Origin of the sequence: Pedobacter hiemivivus (assembly GCF_004331685.1) — a bacterium.
GTDB lineage: Bacteria > Bacteroidota > Bacteroidia > Sphingobacteriales > Sphingobacteriaceae > Pedobacter > Pedobacter hiemivivus.
The window spans coordinates 60495-83139 of record NZ_SJSM01000014.1 but is presented as its reverse complement, the minus strand read 5'-3'; the positions used below and the strand labels follow the sequence as shown (position 1 = coordinate 83139).

Genomic DNA, 22645 nt, shown 5'->3' with positions numbered 1-22645 from the left:
TATCTTAAATTAATACAACTATTGAATAGTTAGAGATATTTATATTACGATTTAATAATCTAATCAAACACTTTGATACCTTTGTCTCGAATTCTATCAAATTTGTCGGGATACAAAGGAAGAATCATTTTTATCGTAATTAACCAAACTGTGATGCCAGAAACTACTGTTACTGCATGAGGTATTGGCTGTATTTTTTATTCACTTTGATGGCGGCTGGTAGCGGTTATGCACAAAGTGTAGGTGCGGCTGTTGTAAACTCCTCGGGGAATACTTATACCCAAAAAGATTTCACTTACGAGTGGAGTGTAGGAGAACTTGCGCTCGTTGAAACTATGATTAATAGGCAAGTAAGCATTACAAATGGGGTACTGCAACCTATTGTTAGTAACCTGGTTATTGCTGCAGGTCCCTTAATTTTTCCTATCAATATTCTAACACCAAATGGGGATGGAGTTAACGATGTCTGGGTAATTAAGGATCTTGAAAAATTTCCTGAAAACGAAGTAACAGTATTTGACCGCTCGGGTAGGACTGTGTTTCAAACCAAAAATTATCAAAACGACTGGACAGCGTATCTTTCGGGTAGATTACTTACCGAAGGTACATATTACTATGTCATCAAACTTAAAAGGAATGCCAAGTCTGAAATTGTCAAAGGCTTCATTACTATTCTAAATTAGAACTCACCACTATATGTCTAAACTTTCGCAAACTCGATTTTCTTTAATTGTTCTTGCATTTATTCTGATTTGTTGCAGCAGTGCTATGGCACAACAACTTCCCCAAATTAATTATCAAGGGGTTGCAAGGAAGGCAGATGGTAATCCTGTTGCAGAGCAGTCCATCCGGTTAAGGTTAACCATTAGAGATGGCGGTGCAAGTGGAAACAGTGTTTATACAGAAAGCAGGCAGCTTACCACTAACAAATTCGGATTGTTTACGGCTGTAATTGGCAGTCGTGGAGCACTTTCGCAAAGTGGAACAATAGCGTCAATTAATTGGAGCACGGGTAATAAGTTTCTTCAAGTGGAAATAGATCCAGCTGGAGGGGGGAGTTTTATAGATATGGGAACGTCTCAACTTCAGTCTGTTCCTTATGCGATTTATGCAAGTTCTGCATCTCCTGTAGGTGCCGCTGGGGGAGATTTGAGCGGGAATTATCCTAACCCTACGGTAAATAAATTACAGGGATCTGCTATTAGTATAACTGCTCCTTTAACGGGACAGATCTTAAAATGGAATGGTAGTGCCTGGACACCGAGTAACGAATCTACATCTTCAACAGGTCCACAAGGGCCTATTGGGCCAGCCGGAGCACAAGGAATTCAAGGAGTTGCTGGACCGGCTGGAGCTACCGGAGCAACAGGGCCAATTGGTCCACAGGGTATGCCAGGGGTTTCTGGGATAAGTGGTTTAAATAATGTTGATAATACCAGAGACCTCGATAAACCAATTAGTACACTTACTCAAGCTGCACTTAATTTAAAAGAAGCTTTAGCTAATAAATCACTTGATGTAACTGTTGATGGTGCTTCCGACATAAAATATCCGACAACAAAGGCTGTAAAAACATATGTTGATGCTGTTGTTGTTAACGCGGCTACAATTCCTGATGCTACGAATAGTGTGAAAGGAAAAATACAGTTGGCGGGAGATTTGTTGGGGACTGGTAGTACGGCAGGAGCACCCATCATTAGTAATGCTGCTATTTCTACCTCAAAAATTGCAAATGATGCGGTAACAACTGCGAAATTATTGGATGGGAATGTGACGGATGCAAAGATTGCTACGGGAATTAGTCCATCAAAAGTTGGATTAGGGAATGTTGATAATACGAGCGATTTGGCTAAGCCGCTCAGTACTGCTACGAAAACTGCGTTGGATGCGAAAGCAAACACAACAGACCTTACTACTGGATTGGCATCTAAAGCTGATCAAACAACGGTAATAGCTGGACTTGCATTGAAGGCAGATCAAACTGCACTTAATACTGCAACAGATGCGATCGCATTGAAGGCTAGCACAACTGATCTTACCAGCGGACTTGCCTTAAAAGCTAATACGGCAGATCTTACTGCTGGGTTGGCATCTAAAGCTGATCAAACGGCGGTTACGGCTGGACTTGCATTAAAGGCAGACCAGTCTGCACTTAGTAGTGCTACTGATGCCATCGCATTGAAAGCAAATACTACGGATCTTACTGCTGGATTGGCATCTAAAGCGGACCAGACGGCACTTACTGCCGCTACGAATGCTATTGCATTGAAAGCTGATCAAAGTGCACTTAATGCTGCCACTGATGCTATTGCATTGAAAGCTAATACTACGGATCTTACTAGCGGACTAGCATCAAAAGCAAATACGGCAGATGTTACCGCTGGATTGGCATCAAAAGCTGATCAAACGGCGGTTACGGCTGGACTTGCATTAAAGGCAGACCAGTCTGCACTTAATAATGCTACAAATGCTATTGCATTGAAAGCAAATACTACGGATCTTACTGCTGGGTTAGCATTGAAAGCTAATACAGCAGATCTTACTGCTGGGTTGGCATCTAAAGCTGATCAAACAGGGGTAACAGCAGGCTTGGCATTGAAGGCGGACCAGTCGGCACTTACTGCTGCTACGGATGCTATTGCATTGAAAGCTAATACAGCAGATCTTACTACTGGCTTGGCATTAAAGGCAGATCAGTCGGCACTTACTGCTGCTACGAATACTATTGCATTGAAAGCTGATCAAAGTGCACTTAATGCTGCCACTGATGCAATCGCACTAAAAGCTAGTACAGCGGATCTTACCAACGGACTAGCCTTAAAAGCTAATACAGCAGATCTTACTGCTGGGTTGGCATCTAAAGCTGATCAAACAGCGGTTACAGCTGGACTTGCATTAAAGGCAGACCAGTCGGCACTTAGTAATGCTACTGATGCGATCGCATTGAAAGCTAATACTACGGATCTTACTGCTGGGTTAGCATTAAAAGCAAACACAACAGATCTTACTACTGGCTTGGCATTGAAGGCGGACCAGTCTGCACTTACTGCTGCTACGAATGCTATTGCATTGAAAGCTGATCAAAGTGCACTTAATGCTGCCACTGATGCAATCGCATTGAAAGCAAATACTACGGATCTTACAAACGGACTTGCCTTAAAAGCTAATGCAGCAGATCTTACTGCTGGGTTGGCATCAAAAGCTGATCAGTCTGCACTTAGTAATGCTACTGATGCCATCGCATTGAAAGCAAATACTACGGATCTTACTGCTGGGTTGGCATCTAAAGCTGATCAAACAGCGGTAACAGCAGGCTTGGCATTGAAGGCGGACCAGTCTGCACTTACTGCTGCTACGAATGCTATTGCATTGAAAGCTGATCAAAGTGCACTTAATGCTGCCACTGATGCGATCGCGTTGAAAGCAAACACAACGGATCTTACCAACGGACTAGCATCAAAAGCAAATACAGCAGATCTTACTGCTGGGTTGGCATCTAAAGCTGATCAAACAGCGGTTACGGCTGGACTTGCATTAAAGGCAGACCAGTCTGCACTTAGTAATGCTACTGATGCGATCGCATTGAAAGCTAATACTACGGATCTTACTGCTGGGTTAGCATTAAAAGCAAATACGGTAGATGTTACCGCTGGGTTGGCATCAAAAGCTGATCAAACGGCGGTTACGGCTGGACTTGCATTAAAGGCAGACCAGTCTGCACTTAATACTGCTACGGATGCTATTGCATTGAAAGCAAATACTACTGATCTTACCAACGGACTTGCCTTAAAAGCTAATGCAGCAGATGTTACCGCTGGATTGGCATCTAAAGCTGATCAAACAGCGGTAACAGCAGGCTTGGCATTGAAGGCGGACCAGTCGGCACTTAATACTGCAACAGATGCGATCGCATTGAAAGCTAATACAACTGATCTTACCAACGGACTAGCATCAAAAGCAAATACGGTAGATGTTACCGCTGGGTTGGCTTCAAAAGCTGATCAAACGGCGGTTACGGCTGGACTTGCATTAAAGGCAGACCAGTCTGCACTTAATACTGCTACGGATGCTATTGCATTGAAAGCTAATACAGCAGATCTTACTACTGGGTTGGCATCTAAAGCGGACCAGTCTGCACTTACTGCTGCTACGAATGCTATTGCATTGAAAGCTGATCAAAGTGCACTTAATGCTGCCACTGATGCAATCGCATTGAAGGCTAGTACAGCGGATCTTACCAACGGACTTGCCTTAAAAGCTAATACAGCAGATCTTACTGCTGGGTTGGCATCTAAAGCTGATCAAACAGCGGTAACAGCAGGCTTGGCATTCAAGGCGGACCAGTCGGCACTTACTGCTGCTACGAATGCTATTGCATTGAAAGCTGATCAAAGTGCACTTAATGCTGCCACTGATGCGATCACGTTGAAAGCAAACACAACGGATCTTACCAACGGACTAGCATCAAAAGCAAATACGGCAGATCTTACTGCTGGGTTGGCATTGAAGGCGGACCAGTCGGCACTTACTGCTGCTACGAATGCTATTGCATTGAAAGCTGATCAAAGTGCACTTACTGCTGCCACTGATGCAATCGCACTAAAAGCTAATACAGCAGATCTTACTGCTGGGTTGGCATCTAAAGTTGATCAAACAGCGGTTACAGCTGGACTTGCATTGAAGGCGGACCAGTCGGCACTTAATACTGCAATAGATGCGATCGCATTGAAGGCTAGCACAACGGATCTTACAAACGGACTAGCATCAAAAGCAAATACGGCAGATGTTACCGCTGGGTTGGCTTCAAAAGCTGATCAGACGGCGGTTACGGCTGGACTTGCATTAAAGGCAGACCAGTCTGCACTTAGTAGTGCTACGGATGCTATTGCATTGAAAGCAAATACTACGGATCTTACTGCTGGGTTAGCCTTAAAAGCAAACACAACAGATCTTACTACTGGATTGGCATCTAAAGCGGACCAGACGGCACTTACTGCTGCTACGAATGCTATTGCATTGAAAGCTGATCAAAGTGCACTTAATGCTGCCACTGATGCAATCGCACTAAAAGCTAGTACAGCGGATCTTACCAACGGACTTGCCTTAAAAGCTAATACAACAGATCTTACTGCTGGGTTGGCATCTAAAGCTGATCAAACAGCGGTAACAGCAGGCTTGGCATTGAAGGCGGACCAGACGGCACTTACTGCCGCTACGAATGCTATTGCATTGAAAGCTGATCAAAGTGCACTTAATGCTGCCACTGGTGCAATCGCATTGAAAGCAAACACAACGGATCTTACCAACGGACTAGCATCAAAAGCAAATACGGCAGATGTTATCGCTGGATTGGCATCAAAAGCTGATCAAACAGCGGTTACAGCTGGACTTGCATTAAAGGCAGACCAGTCGGCACTTAATACTGCAACAGATGCGATCGCATTGAAAGCAAATACTACGGATCTTACTGCTGGGTTGGCATCAAAAGCTGATCAAACAGCGGTAACAGCAGGCTTGGCATTGAAGGCGGACCAGACGGCACTTACTGCCGCTACGAATGCTATTGCATTGAAAGCTGATCAAAGTGCACTTAATGCTGCCACTGATGCAATCGCATTGAAGGCTAGTACAGCGGATCTTACCAACGGACTTGCCTTAAAAGCTAATACAGCAGATCTTACTGCTGGGTTGGCATCTAAAGCTGATCAAACAGCGGTAACAGCAGGCTTGGCATTCAAGGCGGACCAGACTGCACTTACTGCTGCTACGAATGCCATTGCATTGAAAGCTGATCAAAGTGCACTTACTGCTGCCACTGATGCGATCGCATTGAAAGCAAACACAATGGATCTTACCAGCGGACTAGCATCAAAAGCAAACACAACAGACCTTACTACTGGATTGGCATCAAAAGCTGATCAAACAGCGGTTACAGCTGGACTTGCATTAAAGGCAGACCAGTCTGCACTTAGTAGTGCTACTGATGCCATCGCATTGAAAGCAAATACAGCAGATCTTACTACTGGCTTGGCATTGAAAGCTGATCAAACAGCGGTAACAGCAGGCTTGGCATTGAAGGCGGACCAGTCGGCACTTACTGCTGCTACGAATGCTATTGCATTGAAAGCTGATCAAAGTGCACTTACTGCTGCCACTGATGCAATCGCACTAAAAGCTAATACAGCAGATCTTACTGCTGGGTTGGCATCTAAAGCTGATCAAACAGCGGTTACAGCTGGACTTGCATTAAAGGCAGACCAGTCGGCACTTAGTAGTGCTACGGATGCTATTGCATTGAAAGCAAATACTACGGATCTTACTGCTGGGTTAGCCTTAAAAGCAAACACAACAGATCTTACTACTGGATTGGCATTGAAGGCGGACCAGACGGCACTTACTGCTGCTACGAATGCTATTGCATTGAAAGCTGATCAAAGTGCACTTAATGCTGCTACGGATGCAATCGCACTAAAAGCTAGTACAGCGGATCTTACAAACGGACTTGCCTTAAAAGCTAATACAGCAGATCTTACTGCTGGGTTGGCATCTAAAGCTGATCAAACAGCGGTAACAGCAGGCTTGGCATTGAAGGCGGACCAGACGGCACTTACTGCTGCCACTGATGCGATCGCATTGAAAGCAAACACAACAGACCTTACTACTGGATTGGCATCTAAAGCTGATCAAACAGCGGTTACAGCTGGACTTGCATTAAAGGCAGACCAGTCGGCACTTAGTAGTGCTACGGATGCTATTGCATTGAAAGCAAATACTACGGATCTTACTGCTGGGTTAGCATTAAAAGCAAACACAACAGATCTTACTACTGGATTGGCATTGAAGGCGGACCAGACGGCACTTATTGCTGCTACGAATGCTATTGCATTGAAAGCTGATCAAAGTGCACTTAATGCTGCCACTGATGCAATCGCACTAAAAGCTAGTACAGCGGATCTTACCAACGGACTTGCCTTAAAAGCTAATACAGCAGATCTTACTGCTGGGTTGGCATCTAAAGCTGATCAAACAGCGGTAACAGCAGGCTTGGCATTGAAGGCGGACCAGACGGCACTTACTGCTGCTACGAATGCTATTGCATTGAAAGCTGATCAAAGTGCACTTAATGCTGCCACTGATGCAATCGCACTAAAAGCTAGTACAGCGGATCTTACCAACGGACTTGCCTTAAAAGCTAATACAGCAGATCTTACTGCTGGGTTGGCATCTAAAGCTGATCAAACAGCGGTAACAGCAGGCTTGGCATTGAAGGCGGACCAGACGGCACTTACTGCCGCTACGAATGCTATTGCATTGAAAGCTGATCAAAGTGCACTTAATGCTGCCACTGGTGCAATCGCATTGAAAGCAAACACAACGGATCTTACCAACGGACTAGCATCAAAAGCAAATACGGCAGATGTTATCGCTGGATTGGCATCAAAAGCTGATCAAACAGCGGTAACAGCAGGCTTGGCATTGAAGGCAGACCAGTCTGCACTTAATACTGCTACGGATGCTATTGCATTGAAAGCAAACACTACGGATCTTACCAACGGACTAGCATCAAAAGCAAATACGGCAGATGTTACCGCTGGATTGGCATCTAAAGCTGATCAAACAGCGGTAACAGCAGGCTTGGCATTGAAGGCGGACCAGTCGGCACTTAATACTGCAACAGATGCGATCGCATTGAAGGCTAGCACAACGGATCTTACTGCTGGGTTAGCATTGAAAGCTAATACAGCAGATCTTACTGCTGGGTTGGCATCAAAAGCTGATCAAACAGCGGTAACAGCAGGCTTGGCATTGAAGGCAGACCAGTCTGCACTTAATACTGCTACGGATGCTATTGCATTGAAAGCAAATACTACGGATCTTACTGCTGGGTTAGCATTAAAAGCAAACACAACAGATCTTACTACTGGCTTGGCATTGAAGGCGGACCAGACGGCACTTATTGCTGCTACGAATGCTATTGCATTGAAAGCTGATCAAAGTGCACTTAATGCTGCCACTGATGCAATCGCACTAAAAGCTAGTACAGCGGATCTTACCAACGGACTTGCCTTAAAAGCTAATACAGCAGATCTTACTGCTGGGTTGGCATCAAAAGCTGATCAAACAGCGGTTACGGCTGGACTTGCATTAAAGGCAGACCAGTCTGCACTTAATACTGCTACGGATGCCATCGCATTGAAAGCTAATACAACTGATCTTACTGCTGGGTTAGCGTTAAAAGCAAACACAGCAGACCTTACTACTGGATTGGCATCGAAAGCAGACCAAACGGCACTTGCTGCTGCTACAAATGCTATTACATTGAAAGCTGATCAAAGTGCACTTAATGACGCCACTGATGCGATTGCACTAAAAGCTAATACTACGGATCTTACTAGCGGACTAGCATCAAAAGCAAATACGGTAGATCTTACTACTGGATTGGCATCAAAAGCTGATCAAACAGCGGTTACGGCTGGACTTGCATTAAAGGCAGACCAGTCTGCACTTAGTAGTGCTACTGATGCCATCGCATTGAAAGCAAATACTACGGATCTTACTGCTGGGTTAGTATTAAAAGCAAACACAACAGACCTTACTACTGGATTGGCATCTAAAGCGGACCAGACAGCACTTACTGCTGCTACGAATGCTATTGCATTGAAAGCTGATCAAAGTGCACTTAATGCTGCCACTGATGCGATCACATTAAAAGCAAATACTACGGATCTTACTAGCGGACTTGCATTGAAAGCTAGTACAGCAGATTTTACTACTGGGTTGGCATCAAAAGCTGATCAAACAGCGGTAACAGCAGGCTTGGCATTGAAGGCAGACCAGTCTGCACTTAATACTGCTACTGATGCCATCGCATTGAAAGCAAATACTACGGATCTTACTAGCGGGCTTGCATTGAAAGCGGACCAAGCAGCAGTTACCGCTGGACTTGCTTTAAAGGCAGATCAAACAGCACTTACAGCTGGCTTCGCTTTAAAAGCACCGTTAATTTCGCCAACATTTACAACACCTAATCTTGGAGTAGCAACAGCTAGTTCAATAAACAAAGTTACCTTAACCGCTCCTGCAACAGGGGCTACAATAACAGTCTTAGATGGTAAAACATTGACTTCAAATAACAGTTTAACTTTTTCTGGTACAGATGGCTCAGTTTTGAATATTGGAGCTGGTGGGATTTTGGGCTCGAATGCTTATACGAGTACTTCATATGCTCCATTAGCTTCTCCAACGTTTACGGGTACAGTAAGCGGTATTAGTGCTGGAATGGTAGGATTGGGTAATGTTAATAATACTAGTGATGCTGCCAAACCTGTATCAACAGCTACCCAAACAGCGCTGGATGTAAAAGCACCAATAGCTTCACCTACTTTTACTGGTACGGTTACACTTCCTGCCACAACAGTTGGTGTGACCCAGACTGCTGCAGATAACAGTACGAAAATTGCCACCACTGCTTATGCTGATGCAGCAGCTGGTACCGCATCAGCAGGGAAACAAGGTACGTTAACCAACTCTGCCGGACTGGCAGCAGCATTATCGGACGAGACCGGTACAGGACTTGCTGTTTTTGCAAATTCCCCAACATTTACAACGCCTAATCTTGGTGTGGCTACTGCGACAACAGTAAATAAAGTCACCATAAGCGCACCAGCCACAACAGCTTCATTAACTTTGGCTAACAATAGTTCATTAATTACAAGCGGTGCTTTTTCAACAACATTGAACTCAACGGGTGCTACAACACTTACCTTACCAACGACAGGTACATTGGCTACGCTTAATGGTACTGAGACGCTTACTAATAAAACGCTGACAACACCAGTACTTGGAGCTGCAACAGGAACAAGCCTCGTCCTAACCGGAGGAAACCTCACAGCACCGGTTTTGATATCAAATATAGCAACAGGGACAGCGCCCTTTACAGTAACATCAACAACACCGGTAGCTAATTTAAGTATCGGTGGAAATGCCGCGACTGCGACCACTGCCGGTAGCGTAACGACAAACGCGAATTTAACTGGAGTAGTAACCTCAGTAGGCAATGCTACTTCTATTGCAAACGGCGCGATAACAAACGCAATGTTAGCCAATACATCTGTAGCAAATTTATCGGGAACAAATACAGGAGACCAAACTGCAACTACGCTTCCTAATACACCTGCGGGAACTATAGCAGCAACTAATGTTCAGGCAGCTATCAACGAGCTTGATAACGAAGTGGTACTAAAGGCTCCGCTTGCTTCGCCAGCTCTTACGGGGGTTCCAACTGCAGTAACCGCTGCATTTGGAACTAACACCACTCAACTGGCTACAACGGAATTTGTACAGGCGGAAGGACCGACATATGCAAGGGTTGCTGCTGCAAATGTAACAACTACTAGTACAAGTCTGGTGGATATAACAGGCTTGTCACTGGCTTTAGCTGCTAACGCAACCTATGAGTTTGAAGCAGTTTTATCAACTTCTACCACTGCAGTTACTACCGGTATAAATTACGGCGTGAATCTAAGCAATACTACCGGCGCATCTATAGAAGCTCAGATTACAGGTTCGAGTACAAGTACCGCTTCAAAAACTCTACGAATAAATGCATTTAATACTGCAACATCATCTCCATTTTTAGCGACATTAAGCCAGACAGGTGGCGTTGTAATAAAAGGTATTGTTGTGACAGGTAGCACGGCTCCAACGCTAACTATTAAACATTTAAAGGTTACGAGTGGAACGAGTACAGTATTCCCAAACAGCTTTTTAAAAGTAACCAGAGTGCAATAGTAACTTATAGATTTAATTACTTGTATTAGTTCAGGTCTATTCGACATTAATTTTGATGCAAGGTATAGTAGTAACATTAAATAGAAAACAGGTACAATTAAAATGGATGTTGAAGAATTAAAACAACAGATAATTTTAAAAACGGGTTTAACCAATATTACACCCCGTGACTGCAGGCATATTGCCGTAGAGATCCAGGAGTCTTTGAACAAAAGGATCAGTGTAACAACTTTAAAAAGAGTGTTTGGTTTTGCCAAAAGCTCATACTGTCTGTCTAAATATACTATTGCTACGCTAAATGACTATGTCGATCAGCTTGTTTCGCTTTCACCATTGGGAATAGCCCATAATCCACAGATCTGTTCTTTTATCCTTGATCAGGGATCTTATCTTTTTGAATTAAATGACGAAATGGGACTACATCCGCAACAACTGGTACTTGATGCAATTGATATACTCCTTAAAAAGACTCAGGAAAATTTGCCTGTTATAACTAATGGGAAATGTATTGGCATCGTTTACCTTAAAGATTTGATTAGCTTTTTAGCTAGTAACGATAAAATGTATGGTACACTCTGTCAGAAGTTTAATTTTAGTCTAAAAACCGCAATTGATATGCTAAAGGATAACCGTTCATAAAACAACAATCAATTCCGATTTTTCAATAAGGTTTCTATACAGGAAAACCGACAAAATGTGCGATACGGAGTTTTTTATACAGCCTTTATAGCTGAAGTAAATTGGAATCATTATATTTGTTATTATGTTAATATCTATATCGCAGCAACTCTAATCTTGGAGATTTGAATTGTGATATATAGGCGTCATTCCTGACGCCGTTTTAGGAAAATTTTCGGGTCTGCATTAGGGTTGTAGGATTGCTGTATCTCGCTCCTTTACAAAGTCGTTATTGCGCCGAGTTCGGTTCGTCTCTCGCTCGTCTTTGTTCGACAAAATCCAATTGAAACATAATCCCCAGACGAGCAGTAGTAAAGTCGCATTAGGAAGCGCTATCCGGCCTGCAAAGGGCCTGAAAAAAAATCGAAAAAGTATCCGCTTATCTTGCTGGTTATCTACTTAAATTCAAATTAAACAATATGAAATTGACATTGGGAGAGAAATTTACGTTTTTAAGGCAAAATGCTAAAAGAACGGAAAAGGAAATAGCGAAGTGTTTAAACTTGGCTTTGAGTACGTATGAAAAAATTGAAGGTGATTTTGTGTACCCAGCGGATACGTTGATTAAGAAAACAGCAAAACTATATGAATTGACCTATGATGAACTCCTAGCCCTTGGGGAAGAAAGCGAATAGTTTAAAAAACTTTGGAAAACATTTTAATAAAGCGGTTTAAATACCTTTATTTGAATAACCTAAACCAAATTTAACTGAGCTCATGAACCTTAATACAGCTTTGATTCCTTTTATTGGCGTAGATATTGGCGGTTCGCACATTACGGCTGCATATATAGATTCTTCCACTTACCATGTTATTCCAGATAGTTTAAAACGAGAAAGAGTGGCTTCTGAAGCGGCGGCCTCGATTATTTTCGATTCCTGGGTTGAGGCGCTGAGCCCACTAATTGCTGAACTTCCTGTTGATCAAGTTAAAATCGGTGTAGCCATGCCCGGCCCGTTTGACTATAAAAATGGGATTGCGCTTTTTAAAAATGTAAAAAAGTATGATTCACTATATGGACTCGATGTAGGTGAAATATTATCAGACAAGTTAAACATCCCGCGTGAATCCATTATTTTTATAAATGATGCTGAAGCCTTTCTCATTGGTGAAATGGTAGCTGGTGCTGCAGCTGATGTAGGTAGAGCAATAGGCATTACATTGGGTACCGGACTTGGATCGGCCAGTAACTGTAGCGGAAAAGTGGTGGATGTAAATAGAGCTGCGCTACCTTTTCTTGAGCAACATGCGGAAGAGTATATATCTACCCGATGGTTGTTGACCAGATATAAGGAGCTGACAGGTAAAGAAGTGAAAAATGTAGAGGATCTGCTGAATAGCGCAACACCTGCTTTAAAGAACCAGATCTTTGATGAGTTTGCTACAAACCTGGCTAGTTTTCTCAATGATTTTATTGCGGATGAAAATCCGGAAGTACTGGTTATTGGGGGCAATATAGCGCGTACATGGGATCATTTTATGCCTCAACTGCAACAAAAAATAGTAAACAAAAACGTAATGATCAGGCAAACTGAAATGTGGGAAGATGCGGCCTTGGTTGGAGCAGCCTGTATTTGGATAAATCAACAATAACAATGAAAAAAACGCTTTTTTTAAGCTTTATAGCCTTGCTGTGTGTGCAGTTGTCACATGCTGCTAAAGTAGATACTGCACTAACCTATAGCGCAGCCATGAAGAAAAACATTAAGGCCGTAGTGATTACGCCTGATAGCTATAGCCAGGCGCAAAGTATGCCTGTAGTTTACCTGCTCCATGGTGCAGGTGATGCTTTCTCTGGTTGGATAAAAAAAGTGCCGGCGCTTCAGCAATATGCTGATGATTATCAAACGATCATTGTATGTCCAGATGGAAATGTAACCAGCTGGTATTTTGATAGTCCCATTGATCCGGAATGGAAATATGAGACTTATGTGGCTACGGAACTGGTGAATTGGATTGATAAAAATTACAAAACCATAAAAGACCGAAAGGGGAGAGCAATTACAGGCCTTAGCATGGGTGGACATGGTGCTTTATATCTTTCTTTTAAGCACCAGGATGTATTTGGTGCTGCTGGAAGTATGAGTGGTGGGGTAGACATTACGCCTTTCCCATTAAACTGGAACATTGCTAAAAGACTGGGAGATTATGATAAGAACATGCAACGTTGGAAAGACAACACCATTGTAAATATGACCTGGATGCTGGTTCCAAATCGATTGGCTTTAATTATTGATTGCGGTAAGGATGATTTCTTTTACAATGTAAATATGAAGCTGCATGAAACGTTGCAGTACAGCAATATTCCCCATGATTTTATCATCAGGCCAGGTGTACACAACTGGGATTACTGGTCAAATGCCATCAAATATCAGTTGATGTATTTTAATGGGTTCTTTACTAAAAAGGGATGATTTCTGTAGGAGAAGATTCAGCAACTTTATAAATAAGAAAAGGCCGGTATCGCAATTTTTTGCAAATACCGGCCTTTTTATTTCAAGATGAAATTTACACCAGTTTTTTGTATCTGAGACGATGAGGAGTTACATCACCTAAACGCTTTTTACGGTTTTCTTCGTAATCGCTGTAGTTTCCTTCAAAGAAGTAAACCTGAGATTCGCCTTCAAAAGCAAGGATGTGCGTACAGATACGATCTAAGAACCATCTATCGTGACTAATCACAACTGCACAACCACCAAAGTTTTCAAGTGCCTCTTCCAATGCTCTTAACGTGTTTACGTCAATATCATTGGTTGGCTCATCCAGTAACAATACGTTTGCCCCCTTTTTTAACGTAATGGCTAGGTGTACCCTGTTGCGTTCACCACCTGAAAGAATACCAACTTTTTTCTGTTGATCCCCACCATTGAAGTTGAATTTAGAAACATAGGCCCTTCCACTTACTGGTTTATTACCCAGTTGGATGTTGTCCAGTCCATCAGTAATGTTTTCGTATACTGTTTTTTCAGGGTCTAAATCATTGTGCATTTGATCCACATAACCCAATGCTACGGTTTCTCCAACGCGGAAGGTCCCGGTGTCAGGTGTTTCTTGCTGTGTGATCAATCTAAAAAGCGTGGTTTTACCTGCTCCATTCGGGCCAATAATACCCACAATGCCCGCTGGAGGTAAAGAGAAGCTTAGATTTTCGAACAATAGCTTGTCGCCATATGCTTTTGTTACATTGTTGGCTTCAATAACTACATTACCCAGTCTTGGTCCTGCCGGAATAAATAACTCCAGTTTGTCTTCTCTTTCTTTGCCGTCTTCCGAAGCCAGCTTGTCATAATTAGATAGACGGGCTTTAGATTTTGCATGTCTGGCTTTTGGTGCCATACGTACCCATTCCAGCTCGCGTTCCAGTGTTTTCTGGCGTTTGCTTTCTGTTTTTTCTTCCTGCGCCAAACGTTTTGCTTTTTGCTCTAACCAGGATGAGTAATTCCCTTTCCATGGAATACCTTCACCTCTGTCTAGTTCAAGGATCCATCCAGCTACGTTATCCAGGAAGTACCTATCGTGAGTTACCGCAATAACGGTTCCTTTATAATTCTTTAAAAACTGCTCTAGCCAGTCGATACTTTCAGCATCCAAGTGGTTAGTAGGCTCATCCAATAATAATACATCTGGTTCCTGTAGTAATAAACGACACATGGCTACACGTCTGCGTTCTCCTCCTGATAGAACGCCAATTTTGGTGTCCGGATCAGGGCAGCGCAAGGCATCCATTGCACGTTCCAATTTAGAATCCAATTCCCAGGCGTTAACGGCATCAATTTTATCTTGAAGCTCACCTTGGCGCGCCATCAATTTATCCATCTTATCCGCATCAGAATAATTTTCTTCTAAACCGAATGCTTCATTAACTTCTTCGTATTCTTTTAGGATGGCTGTAATTTCGGCCACACCTTCTTCAACTACTTCCCTTACAGTTTTGTTCTCATCCAGTATTGGCTCTTGTGCAAGATAACCAACGGTATAACCTGGAGAAAAAACAACTTCTCCCTGAAAGGATTTATCAAGACCTGCGATGATCTTTAAGAGAGAAGATTTTCCTGAACCATTTAAACCAATTACACCAATTTTGGCGCCGTAAAAAAAGGACAGGTAAATATTTTTTAAAACTTGCTTCTGGGGCGGGTAAATCTTATTTACGCCCGCCATTGAAAATATGATCTTTTCGTCTGACATCTTTATTTCGTATATTAGTTGGGTTTTAAGAACCCTCTATTTACAGCAAAGATAAGAAAGGTAAACAAGGAACAAAGTGGTGCATAAGATAATCTATTAATACATCCCGACTTTGTTTAGTTACCGAGTTTATGTACTATTGTGTAGTAGACCAAACAGATTAAACCATTGTATGAGCCAGCCTGGCAGCTAGTATGAAAATTATAGATGATAACGACCGTGATCTATTGCTCCTTATCAGTGAAGGAGATGAAGCGGCTTTCAAGCAGCTTTTTGAAAAATATAACGGAAGGCTTCATACCTATCTGCTTAAAGTAACTAAATCCAGGGAAAGCTCAGAGGAAATTGTAATGGACGTTTTTCTAAAGCTCTGGCATAGCAGAAGTATATTAACCGAGATCAATAATTTTTCGTCATTTCTTTTTAAGGTCGCCAGGAATAAGGCTTTTGATTTTCTACGCTTAGCTTCGAAAGATAAAATCCTGAGAGAGCTGATCTGGACCGAGATCGAAGCGGCAGACAATAGTAGTTCTGATGATAAACTGTATCTTGATGAATTGGAGAGTCAGTTAGATCAGGTGGTTAATAAGTTACCCTATAAAAGACAATTTGTATACCGTCTAAGCCGGGAGCAGCATATGACTTATGATCAGATTGCAACACATTTAAATATTTCTAAAGCTACAGTTAAGAATCATATTCTGGATGCATTAAGCTTTATCAGACTGCATATTTCCGCAAATTCTGACCTGATTATTCTGGTTGTTATATTTTTTTAAAATAATTCATAGCAGAGTAGGCCTCCCCTTGTTTTTTTTCGTCTTTGTATTTAGAACCAAATACAAAATGTATGTCTGAAGGAAATAAGCTATCCTTTTTACTAGCGCGTTATCTAGATAACTCCTGCACAGCAGCGCAGTTTAATGAATTGTTTGCGCTGATTGAAAAAGATGAAAAAAAGGAAGAACTGCTATTACTGTTGAAGGAGCATTGGATCAGTGAATCACAAGTAGCGCAGCATACGGAAGGCGATTGGGAACGCATGCACCAAAAGATGATGACGCAACCCGATGCAGGCTATGGGGATAAAAACCAAAAAAACCTTTTATATAGAAGAATTGCTATAGCCGCATCGGTATTGATTGCCTTAAGTGTAGGACTTTTGTTCTTTATGAACAAGCCGGGAAAGCAGCAGATTGTTCAGCAGTCGGTGTCGGTAAAATCAGAACAATTGGCACCTGGTGGAAACAAAGCGACTCTTACGTTGGCTGACGGTAAAAAAATTACCCTTGATGATAAAGCAAATGGCACAATACTTAGTCAGGCCGGAATCCAGATTACCAAAAAAGCGGATGGTAAACTCGTGTACAAATTGGATGAAGTGAAGGGGAAGGCCAATCAGCTGAATTTATTCAACACAATAGAAACACCTAGAGGTGGGCAGTATGAAATTACCATGCCTGATGGCACCAAGGTGTGGCTAAATGCCATGTCGTCCTTAAAATACCCACTGGTTTTTGATAAAAATGAGCGAAAAGTTTTGCTGAAAGGAGAGGCTTATTTCGAAGTTGCCAAACAAAAAGACGCTCCTTTTAAGGTAGTTACTGATTTGCAGGAGATCAGGGTATTGGGTACTCATTTTAATGTGAATGCTTATGATAATGAAAACAGCACTCGGACGACATTGTTGGAAGGTGCTGTGAAAGTATGGGTAAAAGGAAATTTGACTGCTTTAAAGCCCGGTCAGCAAGCTGTATTGAAAGCTGCCCACGTTGATGTACTGGAAGTAGATACGGAAATTGCAGTAGCCTGGAAGAACGGCACTTTTAACTTTAACCGCGAAAGCCTGGAAAGCATTATGCGCCAGGTATCCAGGTGGTATGATGTAGATATAATTTATCAGGATGAAGCGAGTAGGAAACTGGTGCTGAGTGGAAGTGTTTCCAAGTTTGAAAATGCAAGAGAACTCCTTCAGGTATTGTCACTCACGAAATTAGTTCAGTTTAGAATCGAAGGAAGGAGGATTATCGTTATGCAATAGTCTTTACAACCACATCACGATAATTAAAATAATCCAGGAGTGCTCTAACACTCCCGGATGTAAGTTTTGATTATTACAAAATTGCTAGTACAATAAATTATCAACCAAAACAACCAAATATATGACTTTTTATGACCTTATCAGGCATGGTCGCTCTGCTATTTTGTCTGACCAACTAATGCGTGTGATGAAACTTACCACGATTTTAATCCTAGTGTTCCTGGTCCATGCTTCTGCAGCTGTGCTGGGGCAAAGGATTACACTTCATAAGGATGGAAAATCTCTGAAGCAGATCTTTAAAAGTATAAAGAAACAGACGGGCTATAATGTAGTCTGGCCCCCCGATAAAATTAATGAGGAGGCTGTGTTGAATCTTTCTATGAATAATATACCTCTTGATGAGGCCTTGAGGACGATTCTTGATCTGCAGAACCTAGGCTATGCCATCAGAGGTAAAAACATTGTAGTCTTTATGAAAGACAGGCCAAGGTTGTATAACACTGCCGATACCACAAAGCTGGTTACCGGTAAGGTAACCGATACAAAAGGTATGGCTATGCCGGGAATTACCGTTAAACACAAACAAGGATCAGCCGTGGTGACTACCAATCAGAATGGTGATTATACCATTAGGATTCCGGAGAAAGGCACGCTTGTATTTTCTTACATTGGTTTTACCCCCCAGGAGATCGCTACATCGGGCAAAACTCAGATCAATTTGCAACTGGTGGAGCAAGAGCAAGGGCTCTCTGAAATTGTGGTGGTAGGTTATGGTACACAAAAGAAAAAGGATTTACTCTCTGCGGTATCTTCGATAAAAGGAAGAGAAATAGAAAATCTTCCTGTATCTACGCCTCAATCATTGATTCAGGGCCGGGCATCCGGTGTGCAGGTGGTGCAAAATTCCGGGGCCCCGGGTAGTGCGGTTACTCTGAGAATAAGAGGTACTACGTCTATCAACGCAGGTAATGATCCGCTATATATTGTGGATGGGGTACCTGTTGAATCAGGATCATTAACTGGTTACAATGGGAGGGGAGGAACACCACCTTCAGCTTTGTCGGCCATCAATGCCGATGATATTGAATCTATGGAAATTCTGAAAGATGCCGGAGCTTTGGCCATTTATGGTTCAAGGGCGGCAAATGGTGTGGTATTAATAACTACGAAAAGAGGAAGCAAAGGAGCTACTACCTATAACTTGAGCTATTATAGAGGTGTGCAAAAAGACAATGAAAACACCAGGCCAAAAATGTTGAACAGCATACAGTCGCTGGAATTAATCCAGGAACAGCGTGCAAATGCAATTAATGATGGCATTACTTCTTTATATAGTTTTATTTTGCCGGATAACTCTGGTAATCTGGCTAATACCGACTGGCAGGACGCCATTTTAAGAAGCGCTCCGATATCAAATTATGAACTGGCGATAAGAGGAGGGGAAAATAAGCTTCGTTTTGCGCTGAGTGGCAACTATTTTGACCAGGAGGGTATCATCATTAATTCTGGTTATCAAAGGGGCGGCGGCAGACTGAATTTGGACTATGATGCGACAGACAAGTTGAAGTTCGGTTCTAATCTGTCGGTTACAAGATACCTGAACAGGCGGTCATCCACTGATGATGGTGGTTTATCGCTGATCCAGGTGGCTTTAAAAAAATCTCCGGCTATGCCACTTTATAATCCAAATGGTACGTTGTACAATGATGATGTATCCGGCTTTATAAACCCCGTTGCTTATGCTGAGCGTGTAAAGTATGAGAATCAGGTGACTTCTTTGCTGGGGAATGTTTACGGGGAATTCGAAATCATTCCGGGATTGAGACTGAGGTCGACCTTGGGTGTCAACTACGCTTCTGTACTGGATACTTTTTTTGAGCCTTCTAATGCTACGCGGAATGGGGTATCATCTGGTTTTGGTTTTTCATCAAATGTAACCGGATGGGTAAATGAGAATACACTAAGTTATGCTAAAACTATTGGAAACCATAAGGTTACAGGTTTGTTGGGTTATAGTCAGCAAAAGCGACGTTCTTTTGGGCTACAAGCTTCAGGTTCCCAGTATGCAACTGACAACATCTATACGCTGAATGCAGCTTCGATAGCTACAGGAGTGGGGTCTAGCGTTAGTGCCAATGGCCTATCTTCTGCTTTTGCGAGAGTTGGGTATTCATTTGCAGATAAATATCTTTTAGAAGCAACCGCTCGTCGTGATGGTTCTTCAAGATTTGGTGCAAACAAACGTTATGCTATGTTCCCTGCTGTATCGGCAGCCTGGAGAATCAGTAATGAATCATTTTGGTCGGGCATAACCGCAGTAAATGACTTCAAACTTCGTGCAAGTATGGGTCGGACTGGTAACCAGTCTATAGACGATTACATTGCGCAGGGCGGATACAGTACCAGTTCGAGATATTTGGGACAAAGTGGCGTCCATATGACCACAATCCCTAATCCTGATCTTACCTGGGAAACGACCGATCAATACAATATCGGGTTGGATATCTCTATGCTTAATTCGAGGATTACCCTGAACGCCGATGTGTATTTAAAGAAAACTTCAAACTTACTGTTGAATGTTCCTTTGCCGGGTACAACAGGATTTAGTTCTGTACTTCAGAATGTGGGCGCTACGGAAAATAAAGGACTGGAGTTTACGCTGGATACCAGAAATATAGAAGGGAAAAAGTTTACATGGAGTTCTAGCTTCAATATCTCCTTTAATAAAAACAAAGTGCTGAGCCTAAATTCGGGCGCAAACGAGATTATCTTACAAAAGGGGGCGGGATTGACTGGTTCATTAATTTCCTATTCTGTGCTTAGGGTTGGAGAGTCTATCGGTAGTTTTTACGGCTGGAAGTCCAATGGGGTATACCAATATACTACTGACAATGCCACGGGCTTAACTTCTACCAGTATTGGAGCTAACAATTATGTGTTTAAGGGTGGGGATATGATGTTTTCGGATGTTAACGGTAACAAGACCATAGATGATGGGGACAGGATGATTATCGGTTCTGCGCTTCCAAAGTTTACCGGAGGATTCAACAACTCTTTTACTTATCAGAATTTTGACCTGAATATCCTGACCACCTTTGTTTATGGTAATGATGTGGTTAACGGAAGCCGCTTTACAGTAGAAAGTGACGGTAGATTTAGCGGAAGTCTGGATATGCTCAGAAGATGGAGAGCTGAAGGTGATGTGACAGATATTCCACGTGCTAACCATGCCGATCCTGCTGGAAACAAAAGATTCTCTAACCGTTGGATTGAAGATGGTTCTTATTTAAGATTTAAAACCGTGACACTAGGCTACAAGCTGCCTACAAAGCTTTTTAATAAGACGCCGATCAGAAATATCAGGGTATATGCCACTGCGCAAAATCTCTTTACCATTACTAATTATACCGGATATGACCCTGAAGCCAGTTCTCTTGGAAGCGGAGTCACCGATATTGGTATTGACCAGGGAACTTATCCTCAGTACAGGACATTCATATTTGGGTTAAGTGTTGGATTTTAAAAGTTATGACCATGAAAAGATTTAGATTAAAATATATATTAGGATTGCTGGTGGTTTTCGCAGGAATTGGTTGTGAGAAAGTGACCGACCAGGTTCCTGAAAGCCAGATTACCGGTGCCAATTTCTTTAAAACAGCATCAGACGCAGACAATGCCATCAATGCTTGTTATGACGCATTGCAAAAAAATGCGGTGAATTATGTGGTCTGGGGAGATGGGCGGACAGATGTTTTCGCTAATACCGACAGGACCCAATCCAATGACTTGCAGGTGACTAGTGGTAATGTGGGCTCAGGCAACGGTTATGTGACCTGGAATTTTCTTTACCAGGGCATAAACAGGATCAACGGTGTACTTAAACACGTGCCTACAATTCCAGATCCGGCATTGGATGTTCGCAGGGAACGGATTATGGGAGAAGCTTATTTCTTAAGAGGACTTTTTTACTTTTACTTAACACGCACATTTGAAAATATACCTTTAGTACTCGAGCCTTTTGAGAGCCTTTCCGGGGAGCTGTTTCCTAAACAAAAAAACAGAGCGGAGATTTTTACTCAGATTGAACTGGATTTGAAGGCTGCAGAATTAAGGGTGCCAGATCTTCCTTTTGGCTCTACACTTGAAAATAAAGGACGTGCTACAAAAGGAGCGATTAGAAGTACACTGGCTGATTTATATTTATGGCAGAAGCGTTATGTTGAGGCAGCGGAAATGGCCAGACTGGTGATGGTGAGTTCGGCGAATTACAGTTTGGTAGCCGGCGCAAGTTACCCTACTATTTTTACCAATAAGAACTCGTCAGAATCGATATTCGAAATCCAGTATAACTATACCTATCAGGAAGGCGATACAAATCCACTGACGGATCTATTTCTTCCTTTAGGTCAGGCCTATACTGCTGGCAACTGGAGGTTCCAGCCATCTCCTGCTGTGCTTAGTGCTCTCCCTGCTGGCGACCTGAGAACCGCGGGTACTTACCGTAACTCTGGACCCAGTCCGGCTCCTTACAGAGATCCTAATCAAACTTACGTGCTGAAATATCCTGGTACGGTAGCCAATAATGTTTTACAGCAGGATGCAAATAGAATCGTATACCGCTTACCTGAAATCATCTTGTTCAGAGCCGAAGCCTTAAATGAACAGGGATTAACACCGGATGCGATTACGCTACTAAATCTGGTTCGTGGAAGGGCTAATATTGGCGGTACGCTAGCCACTTTGCAGGGTGATGTTCGTTTGGAAATTGAAAAAGAAAGGCTAAGAGAACTGGTTTATGAAGGTAAAAGATATTATGACCTCATTAGAACAGGACGTTATGCTACGGTAACGGGAAATACCAATCCCAATTGGTTGCGCTGGCCAATCCCTGCCCAGGAACTTATTGATAACCCTAACCTGGTTCCTAATCCAGGATATTAATTTATG

Annotated in this window: 11 protein-coding genes; 10 read left to right on the top strand and 1 reads right to left on the bottom strand. The window is 42.5% G+C overall.

Annotated elements, in window-relative coordinates:
- Nucleotides 1-176 precede the first annotated feature (176 nt).
- From EZ444_RS19090 to EZ444_RS19065, 6 genes are all read left to right on the top strand, one after another.
- Nucleotides 177-683, top strand: coding sequence for a gliding motility-associated C-terminal domain-containing protein (locus tag EZ444_RS19090; protein WP_131610745.1), 507 nt, complete (start codon nucleotides 177-179; stop codon nucleotides 681-683).
- 85 nt (nucleotides 684-768) lie between these two features.
- Nucleotides 769-10791, top strand: coding sequence for a hypothetical protein (locus EZ444_RS19085; RefSeq protein ID WP_131610744.1), 10023 nt, complete (start codon nucleotides 769-771; stop codon nucleotides 10789-10791).
- 102 nt (nucleotides 10792-10893) lie between these two features.
- Nucleotides 10894-11430 carry a CBS domain-containing protein gene (locus EZ444_RS19080; RefSeq protein ID WP_131610743.1) on the top strand — a complete coding sequence of 179 codons (537 nt, stop codon included), beginning with the start codon at nucleotides 10894-10896 and terminating at the stop codon, nucleotides 11428-11430.
- A gap of 458 nt (nucleotides 11431-11888) precedes the next feature.
- Nucleotides 11889-12104, top strand: coding sequence for a helix-turn-helix domain-containing protein (locus EZ444_RS19075; protein WP_131610742.1), 216 nt, complete (start codon nucleotides 11889-11891; stop codon nucleotides 12102-12104).
- Nucleotides 12105-12186: 82 nt separating this feature from the next.
- Nucleotides 12187-13062, top strand: coding sequence for an ROK family protein (locus tag EZ444_RS19070; RefSeq protein ID WP_131610741.1), 876 nt, complete (start codon nucleotides 12187-12189; stop codon nucleotides 13060-13062).
- Between the two features lie 2 nt (nucleotides 13063-13064).
- Nucleotides 13065-13883 carry an alpha/beta hydrolase gene (locus tag EZ444_RS19065; protein ID WP_131610740.1) on the top strand — a complete coding sequence of 273 codons (819 nt, stop codon included), beginning with the start codon at nucleotides 13065-13067 and terminating at the stop codon, nucleotides 13881-13883.
- A gap of 94 nt (nucleotides 13884-13977) precedes the next feature.
- Here the strand turns inward: EZ444_RS19065 and ettA are convergent, their stop codons facing one another.
- On the bottom strand, nucleotides 13978-15657 hold the full coding sequence (ettA, locus tag EZ444_RS19060) for an energy-dependent translational throttle protein EttA (RefSeq protein ID WP_131610739.1): 1680 nt from the start codon (nucleotides 15655-15657) through the stop codon (nucleotides 13978-13980).
- A gap of 194 nt (nucleotides 15658-15851) precedes the next feature.
- Here ettA and EZ444_RS19055 point away from each other — a divergent pair, with 194 nt between their 5' ends.
- The 4 genes from EZ444_RS19055 to EZ444_RS19040 all read left to right on the top strand — a co-directional run bounded on the left by EZ444_RS19055 (nucleotide 15852) and on the right by EZ444_RS19040 (nucleotide 22639).
- Nucleotides 15852-16436 carry an RNA polymerase sigma-70 factor gene (locus EZ444_RS19055; RefSeq protein WP_131610738.1) on the top strand — a complete coding sequence of 195 codons (585 nt, stop codon included), beginning with the start codon at nucleotides 15852-15854 and terminating at the stop codon, nucleotides 16434-16436.
- A gap of 71 nt (nucleotides 16437-16507) precedes the next feature.
- Nucleotides 16508-17698 carry a FecR family protein gene (locus EZ444_RS19050; RefSeq protein ID WP_131610737.1) on the top strand — a complete coding sequence of 397 codons (1191 nt, stop codon included), beginning with the start codon at nucleotides 16508-16510 and terminating at the stop codon, nucleotides 17696-17698.
- Nucleotides 17699-17819: 121 nt separating this feature from the next.
- Entirely contained in the window at nucleotides 17820-21221 is a 3402-nt protein-coding gene (locus EZ444_RS19045) for a TonB-dependent receptor (RefSeq protein ID WP_131610736.1), read from the top strand.
- 11 nt (nucleotides 21222-21232) lie between these two features.
- Nucleotides 21233-22639, top strand: coding sequence for a RagB/SusD family nutrient uptake outer membrane protein (locus tag EZ444_RS19040; protein ID WP_165503665.1), 1407 nt, complete (start codon nucleotides 21233-21235; stop codon nucleotides 22637-22639).
- The last annotated feature ends 6 nt before the right edge of the window (nucleotides 22640-22645 follow it).

Excerpts from the sequence above, each read along its gene's own strand:
- EZ444_RS19075 (WP_131610742.1), top strand. The coding sequence starts at position 11,889 with ATGAAATTGACATTGGGAGAGAAATTTACGTTTTTAAGGCAAAATGCT.
- EZ444_RS19090 (WP_131610745.1), top strand. The coding sequence starts at position 177 with ATGAGGTATTGGCTGTATTTTTTATTCACTTTGATGGCGGCTGGTAGC.
- EZ444_RS19080 (WP_131610743.1), top strand. The coding sequence starts at position 10,894 with ATGGATGTTGAAGAATTAAAACAACAGATAATTTTAAAAACGGGTTTA.
- EZ444_RS19050 (WP_131610737.1), top strand. The coding sequence starts at position 16,508 with ATGTCTGAAGGAAATAAGCTATCCTTTTTACTAGCGCGTTATCTAGAT.
- EZ444_RS19040 (WP_165503665.1), top strand. The coding sequence starts at position 21,233 with ATGAAAAGATTTAGATTAAAATATATATTAGGATTGCTGGTGGTTTTC.
- EZ444_RS19070 (WP_131610741.1), top strand. The coding sequence starts at position 12,187 with ATGAACCTTAATACAGCTTTGATTCCTTTTATTGGCGTAGATATTGGC.
- EZ444_RS19085 (WP_131610744.1), top strand. The coding sequence starts at position 769 with ATGGCACAACAACTTCCCCAAATTAATTATCAAGGGGTTGCAAGGAAG.
- ettA (WP_131610739.1), bottom strand. The coding sequence starts at position 15,657 with ATGTCAGACGAAAAGATCATATTTTCAATGGCGGGCGTAAATAAGATT.
- EZ444_RS19045 (WP_131610736.1), top strand. The coding sequence starts at position 17,820 with ATGACTTTTTATGACCTTATCAGGCATGGTCGCTCTGCTATTTTGTCT.
- EZ444_RS19055 (WP_131610738.1), top strand. The coding sequence starts at position 15,852 with ATGAAAATTATAGATGATAACGACCGTGATCTATTGCTCCTTATCAGT.
- EZ444_RS19065 (WP_131610740.1), top strand. The coding sequence starts at position 13,065 with ATGAAAAAAACGCTTTTTTTAAGCTTTATAGCCTTGCTGTGTGTGCAG.